The sequence below is a fragment of the Clostridium sp. ATCC 25772 genome, from assembly GCF_001573875.1.
Classification (GTDB): Bacteria; Bacillota; Clostridia; order Clostridiales; family Clostridiaceae; genus Clostridium_J; species Clostridium_J senegalense.
Map to the genome: position 1 here is coordinate 40321 of NZ_LFRG01000020.1, position 21768 is coordinate 62088.

Consider the following 21768-nt stretch of genomic DNA (forward strand, 5'->3'; position numbering starts at 1 on the left):
TTTACATTGTTAAATGTAAATGCAGTTATGATCGATCGAAATTAATACATTTTTAAAATGTTAAACTTAATGGATTTAATTAAGGAGGAATTATAAATGGCAAAAGCAAAATTTGAAAGAAGTAAACCGCACGTTAACATAGGAACTATAGGACACGTTGACCACGGTAAAACAACATTAACAGCTGCAATCACAACAGTATTAGCAAACAGAGGATTCGCAGAGGCATTTAAATATGACGAAATAGATAAAGCACCAGAAGAAAAAGAAAGAGGAATCACAATCAACACAGCACACGTTGAGTATGAAACAGATGCAAGACACTATGCACACGTTGACTGTCCAGGACATGCTGACTATGTTAAGAACATGATCACAGGAGCAGCACAAATGGATGGAGCTATCTTAGTTGTATCAGCAGCAGATGGTCCAATGCCACAAACAAGAGAGCACATACTACTAGCATCAAGAGTTGGAGTACAATACATAGTAGTATTCTTAAACAAAGCAGATATGGTAGATGATCCAGAATTATTAGAATTAGTTGAAATGGAAATCAGAGAGCTATTAAGCGAATATGACTTCCCAGGAGATGATATTCCAGTAGTAACAGGATCAGCATTAAAAGCATTAGAAAACCCAACAGATGAAGCAGCAACAGCATGCATCATGGAATTAATGGGACACGTAGATGAATACATTCCAACACCAGAAAGAGCTACAGATAAAGCATTCTTAATGCCAGTAGAGGACGTATTCACAATAACAGGAAGAGGAACAGTAGCAACAGGAAGAGTTGAAGCTGGAATTCTTAAAGTTGGAGACGAAGTTGAAGTAGTAGGATTAAGCGAAGAGAAAAGAAAAACTGTATGTACAGGAGTTGAGATGTTCAGAAAACTTCTAGATCAAGCAGAAGCAGGAGATAACATCGGAGCTTTATTAAGAGGAATACAAAGAACTGACATCCAAAGAGGTCAAGTATTAACTCAACCAGGAACAGTAAATCCACACAAAAAATTCGTAGGTCAAGTATATGTACTTAAAAAAGAAGAAGGCGGAAGACATACACCATTCTTCGATGGATACAGACCACAATTTTACTTCAGAACAACTGATGTAACAGGATCAATCAAATTACCAGACGGAATGGAAATGGTAATGCCAGGAGATCACATCGACATGAACGTTGAATTAATAACTCAAGTAGCAATGGACGAGGGATTAAGATTCGCGATCAGAGAAGGTGGAAGAACTGTAGGATCAGGAGTTGTTACTTCAATAGTTAAGTAATAATAAATGAAACTAATTAATCAATAATAATTGATTATGAAGATAGACTTAATAGTAAATTTTACTAAAATGTGCACAAAATAAAAATACCTAGGTTTTAAGGAGAAGGGGACGCCCTTCTCCTTAATTAATATAATTATGAAATATAAAAAGAAAAAAGCAAGTTAATAAAAAAATATTTAAAATAGTTAAAAAAGTAAAAAAATTTTTTTTTATTAGTAAAAAATAAAATTAAAAAAATACTTGTCAAAGAACATGAAATGCGATATAATGTAGAAGTTGCAAAGTGGTAACAGCGTTGAAGTAAGAGGTTGCCGGACTTCCGGGGAATTCTTAACCGAGCATGCCTAATCTTGAATTAGGCGACGGGGTCTGTTGTTCTGCGTTGAATTGTATAATGAAACACCTGGAACAGTTTACAGAACATCCGCTGTTGCACGTAAGAAGTACCAGCGTGCGATGAAAAGGAGGGAATATAATGTCAAAACAAAAAATAAGAATTAGACTTAAGGCGTTTGATCATACAATATTAGATCAATCTGCTGAAAAAATAGTTGAAACTGCAAAATCAACTGGAGCAAAAGTAGCAGGTCCAGTACCTCTACCAACAGAAAAAGATATTATAACAGTTTTAAGAGCAGTTCACAAATATAAAGACTCTAGAGAGCAGTTCGAAATAAGAACTCACAAGAGATTAATCGACATATTAAGTCCATCACCAAAAACTGTTGATGCCTTAATGAGATTAGATTTACCAGCAGGCGTAGATATAGAAATAAAACTATAATATAGGCGTACATATATGGTAACTTCCATAGGTACGGGTAATAGATTGCTATTACTAACTATTATGATCACTAAGGTGGTCCGCTAATAAGTAGGAGGTGTATTAATAATGAAAAAAGCTATAATGGGTAAAAAATTAGGAATGACTCAAATATTTGATGAAAATAAAAAAGTAGTTCCAGTAACAGTTGTAGAAGCTGGTCCATGCGTAGTAATTCAAAAGAAAACAGTTGAAACTGACGGATATGAGGCAGTTAAAGTTGCTTTCGGAGATATAAGAGAAAAATTAGTTAACAAGCCAACAAAAGGACAATTCGAAAAGGCTGGAGTTGCTGTTAAAAGACATATAAAAGAGTTCAGACTAGAAGATATGAGCAACATAGAAGTTGGAGCTGAAATAAAAGCTGATACATTTGCAGCTGGAGACAAAATCGATGTTTCTGGAATATCTAAAGGTAAGGGATTCCAAGGCGTAATTAAAAGATGGAACTTCCACAGAGGACCAATGAGCCACGGATCTAAATTCCACAGAGCAGTAGGTTCTATGGGAGCATCATCAGACCCTTCAAGAACTTTCAAAAACAAAAAAATGCCTGGACATATGGGAAATGTTAATACTACAGTATTAAACTTAGAAATAGTAAGAGTAATACCTGAGAAAAACATAATCCTTATAAAAGGTGGAATACCAGGACCAAACAAAGGTCTTGTAGTAATAAGAGACGCTGTTAAAGCTTAAGGAAAGGAGGATGCAGAATGCCTACAATAAAAGTTTTTAATAAAGAAGGAAAAGAAGTTGGAGATATCCAATTAAACGAGAGCATATTCGGAGCTGAAATAAGCACAGAAAGTATGCACCAAGTTGTATTAGCTCAATTAGCTAATAAAAGACAAGGAACTCAAAGCGCTAAAACTAGAGCAGAAGTTAGAGGCGGAGGAATAAAACCTTGGAGACAAAAAGGAACTGGTAGAGCAAGACAAGGTTCTATAAGAGCTCCACAATGGATACATGGTGGTATAGTATTTGCACCAAAACCAAGAGACTACAGAGTTTCTATTCCAAAAAGCATGAGAAGAACAGCTATGAAATCAGCTTTAACTTCAAAAGTTGCTGAAAATGAAATGATAGTAATAGAAAGCTTAGAGTTTGAAGCACCAAAAACTAAAGAAATGATTAACGTTTTAAATGCTTTTGAAGCTAAAAAAACTTTAATTGTTGTAGCTGAATCAAACGAAAATGTTTATAAATCAGCTAGAAATATACCAGGAGTAGCAGTTTTACCAGTAAACAACTTAAACGTATATGATATATTAAAATACGAAAAGTTCATGGTAACTAAAGAAGCTGTATCTAAGATTGAGGAGGTGTATGCATAATGAAAATGACTAGCCATGATATAATAAGAAAACCTGTTATAACTGAAAAAAGTATGGCAGCAATGGCTGACAGAAAATACACTTTCATCGTTGACATACACGCAAACAAATTCCAAATCAAAAAAGCTATAGAAGATGTTTTTGCTGGAGTTAAAGTTGAAAATGTTGCTACAATGAGAAACTTAGGAAAAATTAAAAGAGTTGGAGTACATGTTGGTAAAAGAGCTGACTTCAAAAAAGCAGTAATAACATTAACTGAAGATAGTAAAACTATAGAATTTTTTGAAGGAATGTAATTAGAAGCATTTATTGGCATGATGCCAGATAAGCGATAAAGAAGGAGGGAAACCTAATGGCAGTTAAAAAATTTAGACCTACCACTCCTTCAAGAAGAAATATGACAATGGCTACATTTGAAGAAATAACTACAAATGTGCCAGAGAAATCTCTTCTTGTAAGCAAGAAAAAAACTGGTGGTAGAAACGCACAAGGTAAAATAACTGTTCGTCACCACGGTGGTGGAGCGAAACAAAAATATAGAATAATTGACTTTAAAAGAAATAAAGACAACATTACTGCAAAGGTTGCAACAGTTGAGTATGATCCAAATAGATCAGCTTACATTGCATTAGTTGTATATGCAGATGGAGATAAGAGATACATAATTGCTCCAGTTGGTTTAAAAGTTGGAGATGTAATAGTATCAGGTCCAGAAGCAGATATAAAACCAGGTAACACATTACCAATATCTAACATCCCAGTAGGTACAGTAATTCACAATGTAGAATTACAACCAGGAAAAGGAGCTCAACTTGTTAGATCAGCAGGTTCTTCAGCGCAATTAATGGCTAAAGAAGGAGAATATGCTCAAGTAAGACTACCAAGTGGAGAAGTTAGATATGTAAGAATCAACTGTAGAGCAACTATAGGAACTGTTTCTAACTTAACACATGAAATAGTTAAAATAGGTAAAGCTGGAAGAAAGAGACACATGGGCATAAGACCTACAGTTAGAGGTTCTGTAATGAACCCTAATGACCACCCTCACGGAGGTGGAGAAGGTAAAGCACCTGTCGGACACGCAAGTCCAATGACACCATGGGGTAAACCAGCTCTTGGATATAAAACAAGAAAAACTAAAAAATACTCTGATAAGTTTATTGTTAAGAGAAGAAATAGCAAGTAATAGGAAGAGAATAGAATATTCTCTTCTAAACTACTCATATGAAGGGAGGACTTTATAAATGGGCAGATCAATTAAAAAAGGACCTTTTATAAAAGAGTCACTGTTAAAGAAAATTGAAGAAATGAACCAAAATGGGGAAAAGAAAGTTGTAAAAACTTGGTCAAGAAGTTCAACAATCTTCCCACAAATGATAGGTCACACTATTGCAGTTCATGACGGAAGAAAGCATGTTCCAGTATATGTTCAGGAAGATATGGTAGGACATAAATTAGGAGAATTCGCTTTAACAAGAACTTTCAAAGGTCACATTGACAAATCAAAATCAAGCAAAGTAAGATAGTTTTGGAAAGGAGGACACATCAATGGAAGCTAAAGCTATAGCTAAATATGTAAGAATGTCTCCAATGAAAATTGGTATAGTTCTTGATTTAATAAGAGGAAAAGATGTAAACGAAGCTTTTGCTATATTACAATATACTCCAAAAGATGCAGCTGAAGTAATAAACAAAGTTTTAAAATCAGCAGTTGCTAATGCAGAAAATAACTTAAGTTTAGATAGAAGTAGATTATATGTTGCTAATGCTCACACTGGTCAAGGTCCAACATTAAAGAGATTCAGACCACACGCTCAAGGTAGAGCTTTCAGAATAAACAAGAAAACTAGCCATATAACTCTAGTAGTTAAAGAAAGAGAGTAAGAAGGAGGGATATATAGTGGGACAAAAAGTACATCCACACGGCCTAAGAGTTGGTGTAATTAAAGAGTGGGATGCTAAGTGGTACGCTGAAGGAACAAAGTTCGCAGATAACTTAGTTGAAGACAATGCAATAAGAGAATATCTTAAAAAGAAACTTTTTAGTGCTGGAATCGCTAAAATAGAGATTGAAAGAGCAGCAAAAAGAGTTAAATTAAATATACATACTGCTAAACCAGGAATGGTTATAGGAAAAGGCGGTCAAGGTATAGAGAAATTAAAGAAAGATTTAAAAAATATAGTTTCAACAAATACTTTATTAATAAATATAGTTGAAGTTAAAAGACCAGATAACAATTCTCAATTAATGGCTGAAAATATAGCAGCTCAACTAGAAAAGAGAATATCTTTTAGAAGAGCTATGAAACAAACAATTCAAAGAGCTATGAAAACAGGCGTTAAAGGTGTTAAAACATCTTGTTCAGGAAGACTTGGTGGAGCAGATATAGCTAGAACAGAGCAATATCATGAAGGTACAATTCCACTACAAACTTTAAGAGCTGACATAGATTATGGATTTGCTGAAGCAGATACAATCTACGGAAAAATTGGAGTTAAAGTTTGGGTATATAGAGGAGAAGTTCTTCCAACAAAGAAAGTAGAGAAGGAAGAAGTTAACGCTTAATAACGTTCAGGAAGGAGGAATATGACATGTTAATGCCTAAAAGAGTTAAACATCGTAAGGTGCAACGTGGTAGAATGAAAGGTAAAGCTACAAGAGGTAACTTTATCGCTTACGGAGATTATGCTTTGCAAGCAACTGAGTGCGGTTGGATAACAAGTAACCAAATCGAGTCTGCCAGAATAGCTATCAATAGATACGTAAGAAGAGGAGGAAAGGTTTGGATAAAAATCTTCCCTGACAAACCAGTTACTGAGAAACCAGCTGAAACACGTATGGGATCTGGTAAAGGTTCACCAGAATACTGGGTAGCAGTAGTTAAACCAGGCAGAGTGTTATTTGAAATATCTGGAGTTTCAGAAGAAGCTGCTAGAGAAGCAATGAGATTAGCATCACACAAACTTCCAGTTAAAACTAAGTTTGTAACAAGAAAAGATTTTGAGGAAATGGGTGGTGAAAACAATGAAGGCTAATGAATTAAAAGAGTTGAGACAAAGTACTCCTCAAGATTTACAAGTTAAATTAAATGATTTAAAAGCAGAATTATTTAACCTAAGATTTCAGTTAGCTACAGGACAGTTAGAGAACCCAATGAGAATAAAAAAGGTTAAAAAATCTATAGCCCAAATTAAAACCATCCTTAGAGAAGAAGAATTAAGGGCTTTTGAACAGTAATATAGTTATACTGAAAGGAGGTTTATCTTGTGGAAAGAGGAATTAGAAAAACAAGAATAGGAAAAGTTGTTTCTGATAAGATGGATAAGACAATCGTTGTTGCAGTTGAGACAAAGGTAAGACATCCATTATACGGAAAAACAGTTAACACAACTACTAAATTTAAAGTTCATGATGAAAATAATGATGCAAGAATTAATGATAGAGTTTCAATAATGGAAACAAGACCATTATCAAAAGATAAAAGATGGAGACTTGTTGAAATTACAGAAAGAGCTAAATAGTTAACTGAAAGGAGGTATTTTTAATGATACAACAACAAACATTATTAAAAGTGGCAGATAACTCTGGTGCTAAAGAAATAATGTGTATAAGAGTATTAGGTGGTTCTAAAAGAAAATGGGGAAACATCGGAGATATAATCGTTGCTAGCGTTAAAAGTGCAACACCAGGTGGAGTTGTTAAAAAAGGTGAAGTTATTAAAGCGGTTATTGTTAGATCTGTAAAAGGTCTAAGAAGAGCAGACGGTTCATATATTAAATTTGATGAAAATGCAGCTGTTATAATAAAAGAAGATAAAAATCCAAAAGGAACTCGTATCTTCGGACCTGTTGCTAGGGAGCTAAGAGATAAAGAATTCAACAAAATATTATCATTAGCACCTGAAGTTCTATAAGGAGGTAGCTATAATGAAAGTACACGTTAGAAAAAAAGATACTGTAATGGTTATGTCTGGTAAAGATAAGGAAAAAATCGGCGAAGTTTTAGCGGTTTATCCTAAAACAGGAAAAGTTGTAGTAAAAGACGTTAACGTTGTGACTAAACATCAAAAGCCAAGCAGAGAAAATATGCAAGGCGGAATAGTTCACAGAGAAGGAGCTATAAACAGCTCTAAAGTTATGTTATATTGCAACAAATGTAAATCTGTTACTAGAATAAGCAATAAAATATTAGAGGATGGCACAAAAGTTAGAGTGTGCAAAAAGTGCGGAGAAACATTTTAATTCGTGAAAGGAGGTATAACTAATGGTTGCAAGACTACAAGAAAGATATAATAAAGAAGTAGTTCAAGCTATGATGGAGAAATTCGGATATAAAAACATCATGGAAGTACCAAAACTTGAAAAAATAGTATTAAACATGGGAATTGGAGAAGCGAAAGACAACTCTAAAGTTTTAGAGTCAGCTGTTGCTGATATGGAGCTAATAACTGGCCAAAAAGCAATTTTGACTAAAGCTAAAAAGTCTGTAGCTAACTTTAAAATAAGAGAGAACATGCCAATAGGTTGCAAAGTTACATTAAGAAGAGAAAAAATGTACGAATTTGCAGATAAATTAATTAATGTTACTTTACCTAGAGTTAGAGACTTCAGAGGAGTTCCTTCAAAATCTTTTGATGGAAGAGGTAACTATGCATTAGGAATAAAAGAACAATTAATATTCCCTGAAGTAGAATATGATAAAATTGATAAAGTTAGAGGTATGGATATAATATTCGTTACTACTGCAAAGACAGACGAGGAAGCAAGAGAATTATTAAGATTCCTTGGAATGCCATTTGCTCAATAATAAGGAGGGAATAACGTGGCACGTAAAGCTTTAATAGAAAAATGGAAAAAAGAGCCGAAGTATTCAACTAGAGCTTACACAAGATGCAGACTTTGTGGAAGACCACATTCTGTATTAAAGAAATTCGGTATTTGCCGTATCTGTTTCAGAGAACTTGCATACAAGGGACAAATTCCTGGATGTAAGAAGGCAAGTTGGTAATATAATTCATTATATGAAAGGAGGCACAATAAATGGTTATGACTGACCCTATCGCAGATTTGCTAACACGTATAAGAAATGCAAATGTTGTTAGACATGAAATATTAGAGGTTCCTTCTTCAAACATCAAGAAGGCGATTGCAAATATAATGCTTCAAGAAGGATATCTTAAAAATATAGAAGAGTACCAAGACGGTTCTGTAAAAATGTTAAGACTTACAATGAAATATGGTCAAAACAAAGAAAGAGTAATAACAGGACTAAAAAGAATATCTAAACCTGGTTTAAGAGTGTATACTGGACATGAGGATATTCCAAAAGTATTAAATGGATTAGGTGTAGCAGTAATATCTACATCAAAAGGAATAGTAACTGATAAAGAAGCTAGAAATTTAGGATTAGGTGGAGAAGTAATCTGCTATATCTGGTAGTTTAAGAACAGGAGGTGCAATTATGTCAAGAATAGGAAGACTTCCAATAGCTATACCAAATGGTGTAACAGTTACAGTATCACCAGAGAACGTTGTTACAGCTAAAGGCCCAAAAGGCGAGTTAACTAAAGCAATGTGTAAAGATATGAATATAGCTATAGAGGAAAATTCAATAGTTATTACAAGACCAAGTGATGTAAAACAACACAGAGCTCTTCACGGATTAACAAGAGCGTTAATAAATAACATGGTAATAGGAGTAGCTAATGGTTATACTAAAACTCTTCAATTAGTTGGAGTAGGTTACAGAGCTACAGTAAAAGGAAATAAATTAGTATTAAACCTTGGATTCTCACATCCAGTTGAAATAGATGCAGTTGAAGGAATAACATTTGAAACTCCAGATGCTAATACTATAAACGTTAAAGGTATTAATAAAGAATTAGTTGGAGCTGTTGCTGCTGACATAAGATCTTGGAGAAAACCTGAACCTTACAAAGGAAAAGGAATTAAATATACTAATGAAGTTATCAGACGTAAAGAAGGTAAGACTGGTAAATAATAATTAGGAAGGAGTGAATGCAATGTTCAAGAAAGTTGACAGAAAGCTATCAAGAGAAGCTCGTCACTTAAGAGTTCGTAAAAAAATATCTGGAACAACTGAAAGACCAAGATTAGCTGTTTACAGAAGTTCAAAGAACATATACGCTCAAATAATCGATGACGTAACTGGCAAAACTTTAGTTTCAGCTTCAAGCTTAGAGAAAGATTTTACTTTAAAAGCTGGAAGCAATAAAGATGCTGCAAAAGTTGTTGGAGAATTAGTAGCTAAGAAAGCTTTAGAAAAAGGAATTGAAGAAGTTGTATTCGACAGAGGTGGATTCGTATATCACGGAAGAATACAAATGCTTGCAGAAGGCGCAAGAGAAGCAGGTCTTAAATTCTAATCTAAAAAAAAGGAGGGAAATTCATGAAAATAGATCCTAGCACACTAGATCTTAAAGAAAAAGTTGTTGATATAAATAGAGTTGCTAAGGTTGTTAAAGGTGGAAGAAACTTCAGATTCAGCGCTTTAGTAGTTGTTGGAGATGAAAACGGACACGTTGGCGTTGGAACTGGTAAATCAATAGAAATACCAGAAGCTATCAGAAAAGGTATTGAAGACGCTAAAAAGAACCTTGTAAAAGTTGAATTAGATGGAACTACTGTTCCTCATACTATAGATGGAAAATTCGGTACTGGAAAAGTGCACATAATGCCAGCTGCAGAAGGTACAGGAGTTATTGCTGGGGGTCCAGCAAGAGCAGTACTTGAGCTTGCAGGATTAAAAGACGTTAGAGCTAAATCTTTAGGATCTAACAACCCAAGAAACATGGTAAATGCTACTATCAACGGATTAGCTAACTTAAGAACAGCAGAACAAGTTGCGAAGTTAAGAGGCAAAACTGTTGAGGAAATTTTAGGATAGGAGGGGAAATACCTTGGCTAAAATTAAAATAACTTTAACAAAAAGCTTAATAGGCAGAAAAAAAGATCATATAGCTACAGTTAATGCATTAGGATTAAAGAAAATCGGCAAAACTGTAGAGCACGAGGAAACTCCTCAAATCAAAGGTATGGTAAATAAAGTTAATTACCTACTAAAAGTTGAAGAAGCTTAATAATAAGGAGGTGTAGACTATGAAACTTCATGAGTTAAGACCTGCAGCAGGTGCTAAGAAAGCAGCTAAAAGAGTTGGAAGAGGTACTGGTTCAGGATTAGGTAAAACAGCTGGTAAGGGACAAAACGGACAAAACTCAAGATCAGGCGGTGGAGTAAGACCTGGATTTGAGGGCGGACAAATGCCTTTATACAGAAGATTACCAAAAAGAGGATTCACAAACATATTTGCAAAAGAATATGCTTGCATAAATGTTGAAAGACTAAACATATTTGAAAATGGTACAGAAATAACACCAGAAGTGTTAATGGAAAAAGGAATCGTTAAAAAACTTTATGATGGTGTTAAAATATTAGGAAACGGTAATTTAGAGAAAAGCTTAACTGTAAAAGCTCAAAAAATATCTAAAGGTGCTGTTGAAAAAATAGAAGCCGCTGGAGGAAAAGTTGAGGTGATATAGATGTTATCAACCCTACGAAATGCTTGGAAAGTTCCAGAGCTTAGAAAAAGAATGCTATTTACCTTGTTCATAGTGGTGATATTTAGATTAGGAATATTTATTCCAGTTCCTGGAGTGGATGCTAGTAAATTAGCTAGCTTAAGTAGTTCAGGAACACTATTCACCTTTTATGACATGTTGTCCGGTGGTGCTTTAAGTAAATTTAGTATATTTGCTATGGGTGTTACGCCTTACATAAACGCATCAATCGTAATTCAACTACTTACAATAGCAGTTCCGACCTTGGAGCAACTTTCGAAAGAAGGCCAAGAAGGAAGACAAAAAATTCAAAATTACACAAGATTAGCAGCAGTTGTATTTGCCGTATTTCAAGGAATAGCGATGTACATGTTAATAAATGGAACATTGAAGAGTACTGGATACATGGAACTATTTATTATAGTTTTAACAATGACAGCTGGATCAAGCTTGTTAGTTTGGCTAGGAGAACAAATTCAAGTTTATGGTATTGGTAGTGGTGTATCGGTTATAATATTTGTAAACATCATTTCAACAATACCAACAACTATTTACAAAGTCGCTGGATTACGTCAAGCAGGCGAAGTTAGTTTAGTAGAGGTTATAATATTTGTATTAGTAGCTTTAGTTTTATTACTGGCAGTTATTATAATTAACTTAGCAGAAAGAAGAGTTCCTGTACAATATGCAGGAAAAGCTGTAGGAAATAAAGTGTTTAAAGGACAATCAACACATATTCCTTTCAGCTTAAATTCAGCAGGCGTTATGGCGATAATATTTGCTATGTCAGTGATGCAATTCCCTGAAACAATAGCAAAAATTTGGCCAACATCAGCGTTTGCAAAGTTTATAATGGAAAGTCCTTGGAGTATATTTAAAAGTGGTTCTTTAAAATATATAATTACTTACCTTGTTTTAATACTATTCTTCTCATGGTTCTATACAATAGTTACATTTAAACCAGATGAAATGGCTGAGAATATGCATAAATCATCAGGCTTTGTACCAGGTATAAGACCAGGAAAACCAACTGAAGTTTTCTTAGAAAGTGTTTTAACAAAAGTTTCTATAATGGGTGGTGTATTTGCATCTATTATTGCGATATTCCCTATAGTTGTAGAAGCTTATAGTAATTTTAAAGGAATTGCTTTTGGAGGTACTAGTTTATTGATTATTGTAGGAGTAGCGTTAGATACTATGAAACAATTAGAATCACAACTAGTTATGAGACATTACCAAGGGTTCCTTAAATAATAAAAATTTTGGAGTTGATGCTAGTGAAAATCATCTTATTAGGTCCTCCGGGAGCCGGAAAAGGAACACAAGCTAAATCAATTAGTAATAAATACTCCATACCGCACATATCAACAGGAGATATTTTTAGAAAGAACATTTCTGAAAAGACTCCGCTAGGAATCGAAGCTAAGAGTTATATTGATAAGGGACAATTAGTACCTGACAAGTTAACCATAGATATAGTACAAGATAGATTAGAGCATGAAGACTGTAAAAATGGATTCTTACTTGATGGCTATCCAAGAACTGTAAGTCAAGCTGAAGCTCTGAAAAATTTCTTAAATGAAAAAGGAGAAAAACTTGATACAGCTTTATTAATAGACGTTCAAAAAGAATTTATTATAGATAGGATGACTGGTAGAAGAGTTTGCCCAGATTGTGGAGCAAGTTACCATGTTAGATTTAATCCAACTAAGGTTGAAGGAAAATGCGACATTTGTGGCAGTGTTGTAATACAAAGAGCGGATGATACTGAATCTACAGTAAAAGATCGTTTAGATGTATATGAGACACAAACCCAACCACTTATAGAATACTATAAGAATCAAGGATTACTATCTACAGTAGACGGAACTCAATCTATTGATGATGTTTTTAAGGACATTTGTGGTGTCTTAGGAGCGATAAATAGTGATAATAATTAAAAGTGATATGGAAATTGAATATATGAGAAATGCAGGTAAAGTAGTTGCTGACACACTTGCTAAAATTGAGTCGGTGATAAAGCCAGGCATAACAACTGCAGAAATAGATAAATTAGCTGAAGAGTTCATACTAAAACAGGGCGCCAAGCCATCCTTTAAAGGATATGGCGGTTTTCCGGCTTCAATCTGCGCATCAGTTAATAATGAAGTTATACATGGAATTCCTAAAAATAGGATTTTAGAAGATGGTGACATTATTAGTGTAGATTGTGGAGCAATTCTTAATGGATTTCATGGTGATGCAGCTAGAACTTTTCCAGTAGGGAATATATCTAAAGAAGCAGAGCAGTTAATTAAAGTTACAAAAGAATGTTTCTTTAAGGGTATGGAAAATGCAGTGGTTGAAAACAGATTAACTGATATTTCAGCAGCTGTTCAAAAACATGCCGAAAGCTTTGGATATTCTGTGGTTAGGGATTTTGTAGGACATGGAATTGGAAGATCAATGCATGAAGATCCGCAAGTTCCTAATTACGGCACTGCTGGTAGAGGTCCTAAGCTAAAACATGGGATGGTTCTAGCAATTGAACCTATGATAAACATTGGTAAATGTAATGTAAAAGTAAATTCGGACGGATGGACAGTTGTTACTAGTGATGGTACACTATCTGCACACTATGAAAATACTTTAGCAGTATTAAATAGTGGTCCTGAAATACTAACTTTAAGCTAATGAGGTGAAAAGATTGGATGATAATAGCCTTTTAGGTAAGGTAGTACATTCGAAATCAGGTAGAGACCGTAATAGATATTTTATAATAGTAGGAATACTAAATGAAGATTATGTCTATATTTCAGATGGTGATTTAAGAAGAATAGAAAAACCAAAGAAGAAGAAAATTAAACATTTAATTTTTACAGACATAATAGCACAGGATATCAAAGAGTTAATTACTAACAATAAAAAGGTAAGCAATTCTATGATTAGAAAGTTTTTGCAAGTTGAGGAGGTATGATTACCTTATGTCAAAAGATGATATAATTGAAATGCAAGGTGTTGTTTTAGAAGCACTACCAAATGCTATGTTTCAAGTAGAACTTGAAAGCGGACATAAAATAATGGCACATATATCAGGTAAATTAAGAATGAATTTTATCAGGATATTACCAGGCGATAAAGTTACAGTAGAGCTTTCTCCATATGATTTGACTCGTGGGAGAATAACTTGGAGAGATAAGTAATAAGGAGGGTTAGCTATGAAAGTAAGACCGTCAGTTAAACCTATATGTGAAAAATGTAAAGTTATAAAAAGAAAAGGAAGAGTAATGGTTATCTGTGAAAATCCTAAACATAAACAAAAACAAGGCTAATAGCCTTATGTATTATATAAATACTTAGGAGGTGTAGATCGTAGATGGCAAGAATAGCAGGTATTGACCTACCAAGAGAAAAAAGAGTTGAGATAGGTCTAACTTATATATTTGGTATAGGACTACCAAAATCACATGAAATACTTGAAGCTACAAAAGTAAACCCAAATACAAGAGTTAAAGATTTAACTGAAGATGAAGTTAATGCTTTAAGAGAATATATAAATAAAAACATATTAGTTGAAGGTGACCTAAGAAGAACAGTTGCTCTTGACATAAAAAGATTAATGGAAATCGGTTGTTACAGAGGAATCAGACATAGAAGAGGACTTCCTGTAAGAGGACAAAAAACTAAGACTAATGCTAGAACTAGAAAAGGTCCTAAAAAGACAATGGCAGGAAAGAAGAAATAGTAAGGAGGGAATAAAATGGCTCAAAAAGTTAAAAGAAGTAGAAGAAGAAAAGAAAGAAAAAATGTTGAGCATGGTGCAGCACATATCAAATCTACTTTCAACAATTCCATCGTTACACTTACTGATGCAGCTGGAAACGCATTGTCATGGGCAAGTGCTGGTGGATTAGGATTTAGAGGATCAAGAAAAAGCACACCATTTGCAGCTCAAATGGCAGCAGAAACTGCAGCTAAAGCAGCAATGGAACATGGATTAAAAAGTGTAGAAGTTTACGTTAAAGGACCAGGAGCAGGAAGAGAAGCTGCTATAAGATCTCTACAAGCTGCTGGATTAGAAGTTACTTTAATAAAAGATGTAACTCCAATTCCACATAATGGATGTAGACCACCAAAAAGAAGAAGAGTTTAGTAATAGGAGGTGTAAAAATGGCTAGATATACTGAAGCTACTTGCAAACTTTGCAGAAGAGAAGGTTTAAAGCTTAATCTAAAAGGTGACAGATGTTTTACTGAGAAATGCGCATTCGCTAGAAGAAGTTACGCACCAGGACAACACGGTCAAGGAAGAAAAAAGATTTCTAACTATGGATTACAATTAAGAGAAAAACAAAAAGCAAGAAGAATCTACGGAGTTCTTGAAAAACAATTTAGAAAATACTATGACAAGGCTGAAAAACAAAGAGGTATAACAGGTGAAAACTTATTAAGACTTCTTGAAATAAGACTTGACAATGTAATATACAGATTAGGATACGGTGCTTCTAGAGCAGAAGCTAGACAATTAGTTACTCACGGACATTTCCTAATAAACGGAAAGAAAGTTGACATCGCATCTTATAGCGTTAAAATAAATGACGTAATCACAGTATGTGATAAGAGCAAAGCTACTGAGAAGTTTAAAGTTTTCAATGAAAACCCAAAAACTTTACCAAAATGGTTAGAGGCTGATCAAGAAGCTTTTGCTGCTAAAGTTGTATCTTTACCAACTAGAGAAGATATAGATGTTCCAGTAAATGAAACATTAATAGTTGAGTTATACAGCAAATAGTCAATAATATAAAATCAGTTGCCCTCAAAATAGAACGCCCATTTAATAAAGAAGGAGGGTTATATATATGTTAGAAATAGAAAAGCCAAAAATAGAATGTGTAGAAACCACTGAAAATGGTACATATGGAAAATTTGTCATTGAACCATTAGAGAGAGGTTATGGAATAACTTTAGGTAATGCTTTAAGAAGAATACTTCTTTCTTCATTACCTGGAGTTGCTGCAAATTCAATAAAAATAGACGGTGTACTTCATGAATTTTCAACTATAAATGGAGTTAAAGAAGATGTATCTGAGTTAATTCTTAACATAAAAGGATTAGCATTAAAGATGAATGGTGAAGGAGCTAAAACTGTATATATAGATGCTGTTGGACCTGGAGAGGTTACAGGAGCAGATATAAAAACTGATGGAGACGTTGAAGTTATAAATAAAGATCATCATATAGCAACACTAGATGATGATGGTAAGTTATTTATGGAACTTAACGTTAGCAGAGGTAGAGGTTATGTTTCTCAGAACAAAAATAAAACTGAAGACAAACCAATAGCTACTATACCTGTAGATTCAATTTATACTCCAGTTAAAAGAGTTAACTTTACTGTTGAAAATACAAGAGTAGGCCAAATAACAGATTATGATAAATTAACAATTGAAATATGGACTAATGGAACAATTAGACCTGATGAAGCAATTGGTTTATCAGCAAAAATTCTTATAGAACACTTTAAACTATTTATGACATTAACAGATCATGCTGATAATGTTGAAATAATGGTTGAAAAAGAAGAAGATAAGAAAGAAAAAGTATTAGAAATGACGATAGAGGAACTTGATTTATCTGTTAGAAGCTTTAACTGCTTAAAAAGAGCTGGTATAAATACTGTTCAAGAATTAACAGAAAGATCAATGGATGATATGATGAAGGTTAGAAACCTAGGAAAGAAATCTCTTGAAGAGGTTGAACAAAAACTAGAAGCCTTAGGATTATCATTTAAACCAAACGAAGAGTAAGGAGGGATAGCGATGGCACAACAACGTAAGTTAGGACGTCCAACTGATCAAAGAATGGCAATGCTTAGAAATCTTGTTACTAGCTTCTTAAAGCACGGAAAAATAGAAACTACAGAAACTAGAGCTAAAGAAACTAAGAGACTAGCTGAAAAAATGATAACTCTTGCTAAAAGAGGAGATTTACATGCTAGAAGACAGGTTCTTGCATTCGTTACAGAAGAGGAAGTTGTTAAGAATTTATTCGATAACATAGCTCCAAAATACGCTGAGAGAAATGGTGGATATACTAGAATAATGAAAGTAGGTCCAAGAAGAGGCGACGGAGCAGAAGTTGTTATATTAGAATTAGTATAATATATTCCAGGGGATTAAGTATGCCTAGCTTAGTCCCCATTTTATTATAAAAATATAAATTTTCCAGCTGTGGAGGGATGAAATATGGAACTTACCAAAAATGCCCCTCAAGGTGTTAAAAACGATACAAAAGTTGAAATTATAAGTGAAAATTTATTCTTTAAATATGAATCAAATGAAGATGGTAAAGAAAAAATTGCACTAGATGGTGTTAATATAACTATAAACAAAGGTGATTTTGTAGTTGTTTTAGGCCATAATGGATCTGGTAAATCTACTTTTGCAAAGCATATAAATGGATTATTACTACCAAGTAAAGGTAAAATTTTTGTAGGTGGATTGGATACCTCAAAAGAAGAAAATCTTTGGGAAGTAAGAAAAAAAGCTGGGATGGTTTTTCAAAATCCAGACAACCAAATTGTTGCTACAATAGTAGAAGAAGATGTTGCTTTTGGACCAGAAAATTTAGGAGTAGATTCAGCAGAAATAAGAAGAAGAGTTGATGAATCTTTAAAAAGGGTTAATATGTATGAATATAAACAGCATGGTCCACATTTACTATCAGGAGGACAGAAACAAAGAGTTGCAATAGCAGGCATACTTGCTATGAGACCTGAGTGTATAGTCTTAGATGAGCCAACTGCTATGTTAGATCCTTCAGGAAGAAAAGAAGTCATAAAGACTATTAAAGAGTTAAATAAGGAGTCTGGTATAACTGTAGTGCTTATTACTCATTATATGGAAGAAGCAGTTGATGCAGACAAAATTTATGTTATGGATTCAGGAAAAGTAATTATTGAAGGGACTCCAAAGGAAGTATTCAAAGAAGTTGACACTATGAAAAGCTTAGGACTTGACGTACCTCAGATGACAGAACTTGCTTATGAACTTAGTAAAAGTGGAATAAGCTTAAATAGAGGAATATTAACTATAGATGAGATGGTGAATGAATTATGTCAATTAAAATAGAAAATTTAACACATATATATATGGCAAAATCACCTTTTGAAAAAAAAGCATTAGATAATGTTTCATTAGAGATAAATGATGGTGAGTTTTTAGCTTTAATAGGGCATACAGGATCAGGAAAATCAACTTTAATTCAGCATATTAATGGACTCTTAAAACCGTCTTCAGGAAAAATAATAGTAGACGACATAGATATTACTTCAAAAAATATAAAGCTTACTGAAATAAGAAAAAGAGTAGGCCTAGTATTTCAATATGCAGAGTATCAATTGTTTGAAGAGACAATTGAAAAAGATATAGCTTTTGGACCTAAAAATTTAGGTTTATCAGAAGCGGAAGTTTCAGATAGAGTGAAAAGAGCTATGAATATAGTAGGATTAGATTATGAGCTATATAAAGATAAGTCTCCTTTTGAGTTAAGCGGAGGTCAAAAAAGAAGAGTTGCAATAGCAGGTGTTGTTGCAATGGAGCCTAAGGTGTTAATCTTAGATGAACCTACTGCGGGACTTGATCCAAAGGGAAGAGATGAAATATTAGGAAAAATAGAACTATTACATAGAGAATATAATATGACTATAATCCTAGTTTCACATAGCATGGAAGATGTAGCTAAGGTAGCAGATAGAATATTAGTTATGGAAGGTGGAAAATGCATTTTAGATGGAACACCTAAAGTAATATTTAAAGATGTTGAAACGTTAGAGAGAGTAGGCCTAGCAGTACCACAAGTTACTTATTTAGTAAAAGAACTTAGAAAAAAAGGATTGGACATATCAGAAGATATATTTACCTTAAAGGAAGCTACGGAAGAAATACTTAGAGTTTTAAAATCTTAAAGTATTTAATTTATTTATAGGTTTCTATTTTGGAGGAGTTTATATGATCAAGGATATTACAATAGGCCAATATATTATTGGTGAATCATTTATACACAAGCTTGATCCAAGAACAAAAATATTAATATCATTATTATTTATAATAGTTTTATTTTTAGCAACTAATGTGCAAGGATATGTTGTAGTCTTTTTATTTTTAATGTTATGCATATATGTATCAAAGGTACCATTTAGATATATATATAAGGGATTGAAACCCATATTTATATTGATGTTAATAACAGCAGTATTCAATATATTTTTCACAAAGGGAGAAACATTAGTTTATCAATTAGGATTTTTGAAAATATATAAAGAAGGATTGGTGCTTGCTGCCTTTATGATAATAAGGCTTACATTTTTAATAGCAGGTACATCGTTATTAACATTAACAACATCCCCTATAGAATTAACGGATGGAATAGAGAGACTACTTAATCCATTTAAGAAAATAGGAGTACCAGCTCATGAATTAGCTATGATGATGACTATAGCACTTAGATTTATACCTACGCTTATGGATGAGACTGATAAGATAATGAAGGCTCAGATGGCAAGAGGTGCCGATTTTGAAAGCGGAAATCTTATAAACAGGGCTAAAAGTTTAGTGCCATTATTAGTACCATTATTCATAAGTTCATTTAGAAGAGCGGAAGACCTAGCTATGGCAATGGAAGCAAGATGCTATAGAGGTGGAGATGGTAGAACTAGAATGAAAGTATTAAAAATGACTAAAAAAGATACTATAGCATTTGTGAACTTTGCTATATTTACGATATTGATATTTGGAACAAGATTTTATTTTTAAAGGAATTTAATATGAGAAATATAAAGTTAACACTAGAATATGATGGAACAAACTATTTCGGATGGCAAAAACAAAAGACTAAGGTTACATTACAAGGTACTGTAGAGAGTGTAATTTCTAATTTAACAAAAGAAGCAATAGAGATAACTGGGTGTAGTAGGACAGATAGTGGAGTGCATTCTAGAGGATATGTATGCAATTTTGTTACAAACAGTTCTATACCTAGTGAAAAGTTTAAAGATGCACTAAATGTAAAATTACCAGATGATATTGCTGTCTTAAAATCTGAAGAAGTGCCAGAAGAATTTCATTCTAGATACAGTTGCAGGGGAAAGAAGTATAGTTATACTATACTTGAAAGACCCATGAAGGCAACAATAGATAGAAATTATGTATGCCAATGTAAATACAATTTAGATATAGGAAAAATGAATGAAGCTTGTAAATACTTTATAGGTACTCATGACTTTTCAGCATTTAAAAACAAAGGAAGTTCAGTTAAAACCTCTGTGAGGACTATAAGTGAGCTTTATGTAGAGAAAACAGGAAACTATGTAAAAATATTTGTAAGTGCTGATGGTTTTTTATATAATATGGTAAGAATAATAGTAGGTACCCTTATTGATGTGGGTATAGGAAAAATTAATCCAGAAAGCATCAAAAATATAATAGATTCAAAGGAAAGAACTAATGCCGGAAAATCTATGCCACCTCAAGGGCTGTGTTTAGAAGAAGTATATTATTAGTATTACTAAAATAGGCATATTTACTACAATTTTAGTAATGTAATAATTTTTTAAATAATTGACACGCGTGGCAAATTGTATTATAATATTTTTGTTTGTTATAATAAAAAATTGTGTATAAGATCCACTAGCCCCGGGTCTTTAGCATAGAATTAAGATTGTTAAAAATTCAGGGAGGGAAAAAGAAATGAAATCATACTTAGCAAAACCAAATGAAGTTCAAAAAAAATGGTATGTAGTAGACGTGGCAGGAATGCCTTTAGGAAGAGCTGCTAGCCAAATAGCTTCAGTATTAAGAGGAAAAAACAAACCAGAATTTACTCCACACGTAGACACAGGAGATTACGTTGTAGTTATTAATGCAGAGAAAATTGTTTTAACAGGAAAGAAATTAGATCAAAAAATGTTAAGACATCACTCTCTATATCCAGGTGGATTAAAAGAGACTCCATACAGAGAAGCATTAGCTAAAAAACCAGAATTCGTATTTGAAGAAGCAGTAAGAAGAATGCTTCCAAGCGGAATTTTAGGAAGAAAAATGCTTAAAAAATTAACAGTATACAGAGGAACAGAACACAATAATCATGCTCAAAACCCAGAAGTTTTAGAGTTAGTAAGAAAATAATTAGATAGAGTTTGGAAGGAGGATTTAAAATGGCAAAAGTTCAATATTTCGGAACAGGAAGAAGAAAACAATCAGTTGCTAGAGTAAGACTTGTACCTGGAGAAGGTAGAGTTGTAATAAATAACAGAGAAATAGAAAATTTCTTTGGATTAGAAACTTTAAGAGTTATAGTTAATCAACCATTAGTATTAACTGGAACTAAAGAAAAATTCGACGTTTTAGTTAACGTTCACGGTGGTGGATACACTGGTCAAGCAGGAGCAATAAGACATGGAATATCTAGAGCCTTATTAAAAGCTGACGAAAACTTAAGACCAGAACTTAAAAAAGCTGGTTTCTTAACAAGAGACCCAAGAATGAAAGAAAGAAAGAAATACGGTCTTAAAAAAGCAAGAAGAGCTTCTCAGTTCTCAAAAAGATAATATTTCAAAAACGTATTTTTCAAGTTTTTACTTTGGAATACATATTAAGTGCATATGCCTTTGGCATATGCATTTTTTATGTGCGCCCAGCATGGGCGTAATCTTAAGGGTGAAAGTCCCTAACACGACCTAGTAGTGGTAAGTGTATAGCCT

39 protein-coding genes are annotated in these 21768 nt (G+C 33.4%); all 39 read left to right on the forward strand.

From position 1 onward, the window contains the following. Positions 1 to 96: 96 nt before the first annotated feature. The 39 genes from tuf to rpsI all read left to right on the forward strand — a co-directional run bounded on the left by tuf (position 97) and on the right by rpsI (position 21615). Positions 97 to 1290 carry an elongation factor Tu gene (gene tuf / locus AZI32_RS09370; protein WP_061995578.1) on the forward strand — a complete coding sequence of 398 codons (1194 nt, stop codon included), beginning with the start codon at positions 97 to 99 and terminating at the stop codon, positions 1288 to 1290. A gap of 478 nt (positions 1291 to 1768) precedes the next feature. Beyond that, complete coding sequence (gene rpsJ / locus AZI32_RS09375; protein WP_061995589.1) at positions 1769 to 2077, forward strand: 30S ribosomal protein S10; 309 nt, start codon at positions 1769 to 1771, stop codon at positions 2075 to 2077. Between the two features lie 108 nt (positions 2078 to 2185). Continuing rightward, positions 2186 to 2815, forward strand: coding sequence for a 50S ribosomal protein L3 (gene rplC, locus AZI32_RS09380; RefSeq protein WP_061995590.1), 630 nt, complete (start codon positions 2186 to 2188; stop codon positions 2813 to 2815). Between the two features lie 17 nt (positions 2816 to 2832). Further along, positions 2833 to 3453 carry a 50S ribosomal protein L4 gene (gene rplD, locus AZI32_RS09385; RefSeq protein ID WP_061995591.1) on the forward strand — a complete coding sequence of 207 codons (621 nt, stop codon included), beginning with the start codon at positions 2833 to 2835 and terminating at the stop codon, positions 3451 to 3453. Next, the gene (gene rplW / locus AZI32_RS09390; RefSeq protein ID WP_061995592.1) at positions 3453 to 3749 is read left to right on the forward strand and encodes a 50S ribosomal protein L23; all 297 of its coding nucleotides are present in this window, start codon (positions 3453 to 3455) and stop codon (positions 3747 to 3749) included. Before rplD ends, rplW begins: the two co-directional genes overlap by 1 nt. Before the next feature lie 56 nt (positions 3750 to 3805). Further along, positions 3806 to 4639, forward strand: coding sequence for a 50S ribosomal protein L2 (gene rplB, locus AZI32_RS09395; protein ID WP_061995593.1), 834 nt, complete (start codon positions 3806 to 3808; stop codon positions 4637 to 4639). A 58-nt stretch (positions 4640 to 4697) separates the two neighbouring features. Then, the gene (rpsS, locus tag AZI32_RS09400; RefSeq protein ID WP_061995594.1) at positions 4698 to 4979 is read left to right on the forward strand and encodes a 30S ribosomal protein S19; all 282 of its coding nucleotides are present in this window, start codon (positions 4698 to 4700) and stop codon (positions 4977 to 4979) included. Between the two features lie 22 nt (positions 4980 to 5001). Further along, positions 5002 to 5337: a 50S ribosomal protein L22 gene (gene rplV / locus AZI32_RS09405; RefSeq protein ID WP_061995595.1), complete on the forward strand. Its 336-nt coding sequence runs from the start codon at positions 5002 to 5004 to the stop codon at positions 5335 to 5337. Positions 5338 to 5353: 16 nt separating this feature from the next. After that, positions 5354 to 6019 carry a 30S ribosomal protein S3 gene (gene rpsC / locus AZI32_RS09410; protein WP_061995596.1) on the forward strand — a complete coding sequence of 222 codons (666 nt, stop codon included), beginning with the start codon at positions 5354 to 5356 and terminating at the stop codon, positions 6017 to 6019. A 26-nt stretch (positions 6020 to 6045) separates the two neighbouring features. After that, positions 6046 to 6489, forward strand: coding sequence for a 50S ribosomal protein L16 (gene rplP, locus AZI32_RS09415; protein ID WP_010295326.1), 444 nt, complete (start codon positions 6046 to 6048; stop codon positions 6487 to 6489). Beyond that, the gene (rpmC, locus tag AZI32_RS09420; protein WP_010295324.1) at positions 6479 to 6691 is read left to right on the forward strand and encodes a 50S ribosomal protein L29; all 213 of its coding nucleotides are present in this window, start codon (positions 6479 to 6481) and stop codon (positions 6689 to 6691) included. Before rplP ends, rpmC begins: the two co-directional genes overlap by 11 nt. 29 nt (positions 6692 to 6720) lie before the next feature. Continuing rightward, on the forward strand, positions 6721 to 6975 hold the full coding sequence (gene rpsQ / locus AZI32_RS09425) for a 30S ribosomal protein S17 (RefSeq protein WP_010295321.1): 255 nt from the start codon (positions 6721 to 6723) through the stop codon (positions 6973 to 6975). Between the two features lie 23 nt (positions 6976 to 6998). Further along, complete coding sequence (gene rplN / locus AZI32_RS09430) at positions 6999 to 7367, forward strand: 50S ribosomal protein L14 (protein WP_061995597.1); 369 nt, start codon at positions 6999 to 7001, stop codon at positions 7365 to 7367. A 10-nt stretch (positions 7368 to 7377) separates the two neighbouring features. Further along, entirely contained in the window at positions 7378 to 7695 is a 318-nt protein-coding gene (gene rplX, locus AZI32_RS09435) for a 50S ribosomal protein L24 (protein ID WP_157450882.1), read from the forward strand. Between the two features lie 22 nt (positions 7696 to 7717). Continuing rightward, a complete protein-coding gene (gene rplE / locus AZI32_RS09440; RefSeq protein ID WP_061995599.1) occupies positions 7718 to 8260 on the forward strand; it encodes a 50S ribosomal protein L5 in 543 nt (180 codons plus the stop codon). Between the two features lie 15 nt (positions 8261 to 8275). Next, positions 8276 to 8461 carry a type Z 30S ribosomal protein S14 gene (locus tag AZI32_RS09445; protein WP_010295312.1) on the forward strand — a complete coding sequence of 62 codons (186 nt, stop codon included), beginning with the start codon at positions 8276 to 8278 and terminating at the stop codon, positions 8459 to 8461. A gap of 32 nt (positions 8462 to 8493) precedes the next feature. Next, positions 8494 to 8892 carry a 30S ribosomal protein S8 gene (rpsH, locus tag AZI32_RS09450; protein ID WP_010295309.1) on the forward strand — a complete coding sequence of 133 codons (399 nt, stop codon included), beginning with the start codon at positions 8494 to 8496 and terminating at the stop codon, positions 8890 to 8892. 22 nt (positions 8893 to 8914) lie between these two features. After that, positions 8915 to 9454, forward strand: coding sequence for a 50S ribosomal protein L6 (rplF, locus tag AZI32_RS09455; RefSeq protein ID WP_061995600.1), 540 nt, complete (start codon positions 8915 to 8917; stop codon positions 9452 to 9454). Positions 9455 to 9476: 22 nt separating this feature from the next. Continuing rightward, the gene (rplR, locus tag AZI32_RS09460; protein ID WP_061995601.1) at positions 9477 to 9839 is read left to right on the forward strand and encodes a 50S ribosomal protein L18; all 363 of its coding nucleotides are present in this window, start codon (positions 9477 to 9479) and stop codon (positions 9837 to 9839) included. Positions 9840 to 9862: 23 nt separating this feature from the next. Next, positions 9863 to 10360, forward strand: coding sequence for a 30S ribosomal protein S5 (gene rpsE / locus AZI32_RS09465; RefSeq protein ID WP_061995602.1), 498 nt, complete (start codon positions 9863 to 9865; stop codon positions 10358 to 10360). 13 nt (positions 10361 to 10373) lie between these two features. After that, on the forward strand, positions 10374 to 10553 hold the full coding sequence (gene rpmD / locus AZI32_RS09470) for a 50S ribosomal protein L30 (protein WP_061995603.1): 180 nt from the start codon (positions 10374 to 10376) through the stop codon (positions 10551 to 10553). Positions 10554 to 10572: 19 nt separating this feature from the next. Continuing rightward, positions 10573 to 11013, forward strand: a complete 441-nt coding sequence (gene rplO / locus AZI32_RS09475) for a 50S ribosomal protein L15 (protein WP_061995604.1) — start codon at positions 10573 to 10575, stop codon at positions 11011 to 11013. Beyond that, complete coding sequence (gene secY, locus AZI32_RS09480) at positions 11014 to 12285, forward strand: preprotein translocase subunit SecY (RefSeq protein ID WP_061995605.1); 1272 nt, start codon at positions 11014 to 11016, stop codon at positions 12283 to 12285. Positions 12286 to 12308: 23 nt separating this feature from the next. After that, positions 12309 to 12971 (forward strand): adenylate kinase, encoded by a 663-nt coding sequence (locus tag AZI32_RS09485; protein ID WP_061995606.1) that lies wholly within the window; start codon positions 12309 to 12311, stop codon positions 12969 to 12971. Next, complete coding sequence (gene map / locus AZI32_RS09490; RefSeq protein WP_061995607.1) at positions 12958 to 13704, forward strand: type I methionyl aminopeptidase; 747 nt, start codon at positions 12958 to 12960, stop codon at positions 13702 to 13704. Before AZI32_RS09485 ends, map begins: the two co-directional genes overlap by 14 nt. A 13-nt stretch (positions 13705 to 13717) precedes the next feature. Continuing rightward, positions 13718 to 13987 carry a KOW domain-containing RNA-binding protein gene (locus AZI32_RS09495; protein WP_061995608.1) on the forward strand — a complete coding sequence of 90 codons (270 nt, stop codon included), beginning with the start codon at positions 13718 to 13720 and terminating at the stop codon, positions 13985 to 13987. Positions 13988 to 13994: 7 nt separating this feature from the next. Then, positions 13995 to 14213 (forward strand): translation initiation factor IF-1, encoded by a 219-nt coding sequence (gene infA / locus AZI32_RS09500; protein WP_010295286.1) that lies wholly within the window; start codon positions 13995 to 13997, stop codon positions 14211 to 14213. Positions 14214 to 14228: 15 nt separating this feature from the next. After that, positions 14229 to 14342: a 50S ribosomal protein L36 gene (gene rpmJ, locus AZI32_RS09505; RefSeq protein WP_003373491.1), complete on the forward strand. Its 114-nt coding sequence runs from the start codon at positions 14229 to 14231 to the stop codon at positions 14340 to 14342. A 44-nt stretch (positions 14343 to 14386) separates the two neighbouring features. Next, positions 14387 to 14755 (forward strand): 30S ribosomal protein S13, encoded by a 369-nt coding sequence (gene rpsM / locus AZI32_RS09510; RefSeq protein WP_061995609.1) that lies wholly within the window; start codon positions 14387 to 14389, stop codon positions 14753 to 14755. 15 nt (positions 14756 to 14770) lie between these two features. After that, positions 14771 to 15163 carry a 30S ribosomal protein S11 gene (rpsK, locus tag AZI32_RS09515; protein WP_010295178.1) on the forward strand — a complete coding sequence of 131 codons (393 nt, stop codon included), beginning with the start codon at positions 14771 to 14773 and terminating at the stop codon, positions 15161 to 15163. Between the two features lie 17 nt (positions 15164 to 15180). Beyond that, complete coding sequence (gene rpsD, locus AZI32_RS09520; protein WP_010295177.1) at positions 15181 to 15801, forward strand: 30S ribosomal protein S4; 621 nt, start codon at positions 15181 to 15183, stop codon at positions 15799 to 15801. 67 nt (positions 15802 to 15868) lie between these two features. Further along, entirely contained in the window at positions 15869 to 16816 is a 948-nt protein-coding gene (locus AZI32_RS09525) for a DNA-directed RNA polymerase subunit alpha (RefSeq protein ID WP_061995610.1), read from the forward strand. Between the two features lie 12 nt (positions 16817 to 16828). Further along, complete coding sequence (rplQ, locus tag AZI32_RS09530) at positions 16829 to 17170, forward strand: 50S ribosomal protein L17 (RefSeq protein ID WP_010295172.1); 342 nt, start codon at positions 16829 to 16831, stop codon at positions 17168 to 17170. 84 nt (positions 17171 to 17254) lie between these two features. After that, positions 17255 to 18139: an energy-coupling factor transporter ATPase gene (locus AZI32_RS09535; RefSeq protein WP_061995611.1), complete on the forward strand. Its 885-nt coding sequence runs from the start codon at positions 17255 to 17257 to the stop codon at positions 18137 to 18139. Then, a complete protein-coding gene (locus AZI32_RS09540; RefSeq protein ID WP_061995612.1) occupies positions 18124 to 18975 on the forward strand; it encodes an energy-coupling factor transporter ATPase in 852 nt (283 codons plus the stop codon). The genes AZI32_RS09535 and AZI32_RS09540 overlap by 16 nt, the downstream gene beginning before the upstream one ends. 43 nt (positions 18976 to 19018) lie before the next feature. Further along, the gene (locus AZI32_RS09545) at positions 19019 to 19822 is read left to right on the forward strand and encodes an energy-coupling factor transporter transmembrane component T (RefSeq protein WP_061995613.1); all 804 of its coding nucleotides are present in this window, start codon (positions 19019 to 19021) and stop codon (positions 19820 to 19822) included. Between the two features lie 11 nt (positions 19823 to 19833). Further along, on the forward strand, positions 19834 to 20568 hold the full coding sequence (gene truA, locus AZI32_RS09550; RefSeq protein WP_061995614.1) for a tRNA pseudouridine(38-40) synthase TruA: 735 nt from the start codon (positions 19834 to 19836) through the stop codon (positions 20566 to 20568). A gap of 187 nt (positions 20569 to 20755) precedes the next feature. Further along, positions 20756 to 21193, forward strand: a complete 438-nt coding sequence (gene rplM, locus AZI32_RS09555; RefSeq protein WP_010295165.1) for a 50S ribosomal protein L13 — start codon at positions 20756 to 20758, stop codon at positions 21191 to 21193. A gap of 29 nt (positions 21194 to 21222) precedes the next feature. Next, a complete protein-coding gene (gene rpsI / locus AZI32_RS09560) occupies positions 21223 to 21615 on the forward strand; it encodes a 30S ribosomal protein S9 (RefSeq protein ID WP_010295164.1) in 393 nt (130 codons plus the stop codon). Positions 21616 to 21768 lie beyond the last annotated feature (153 nt).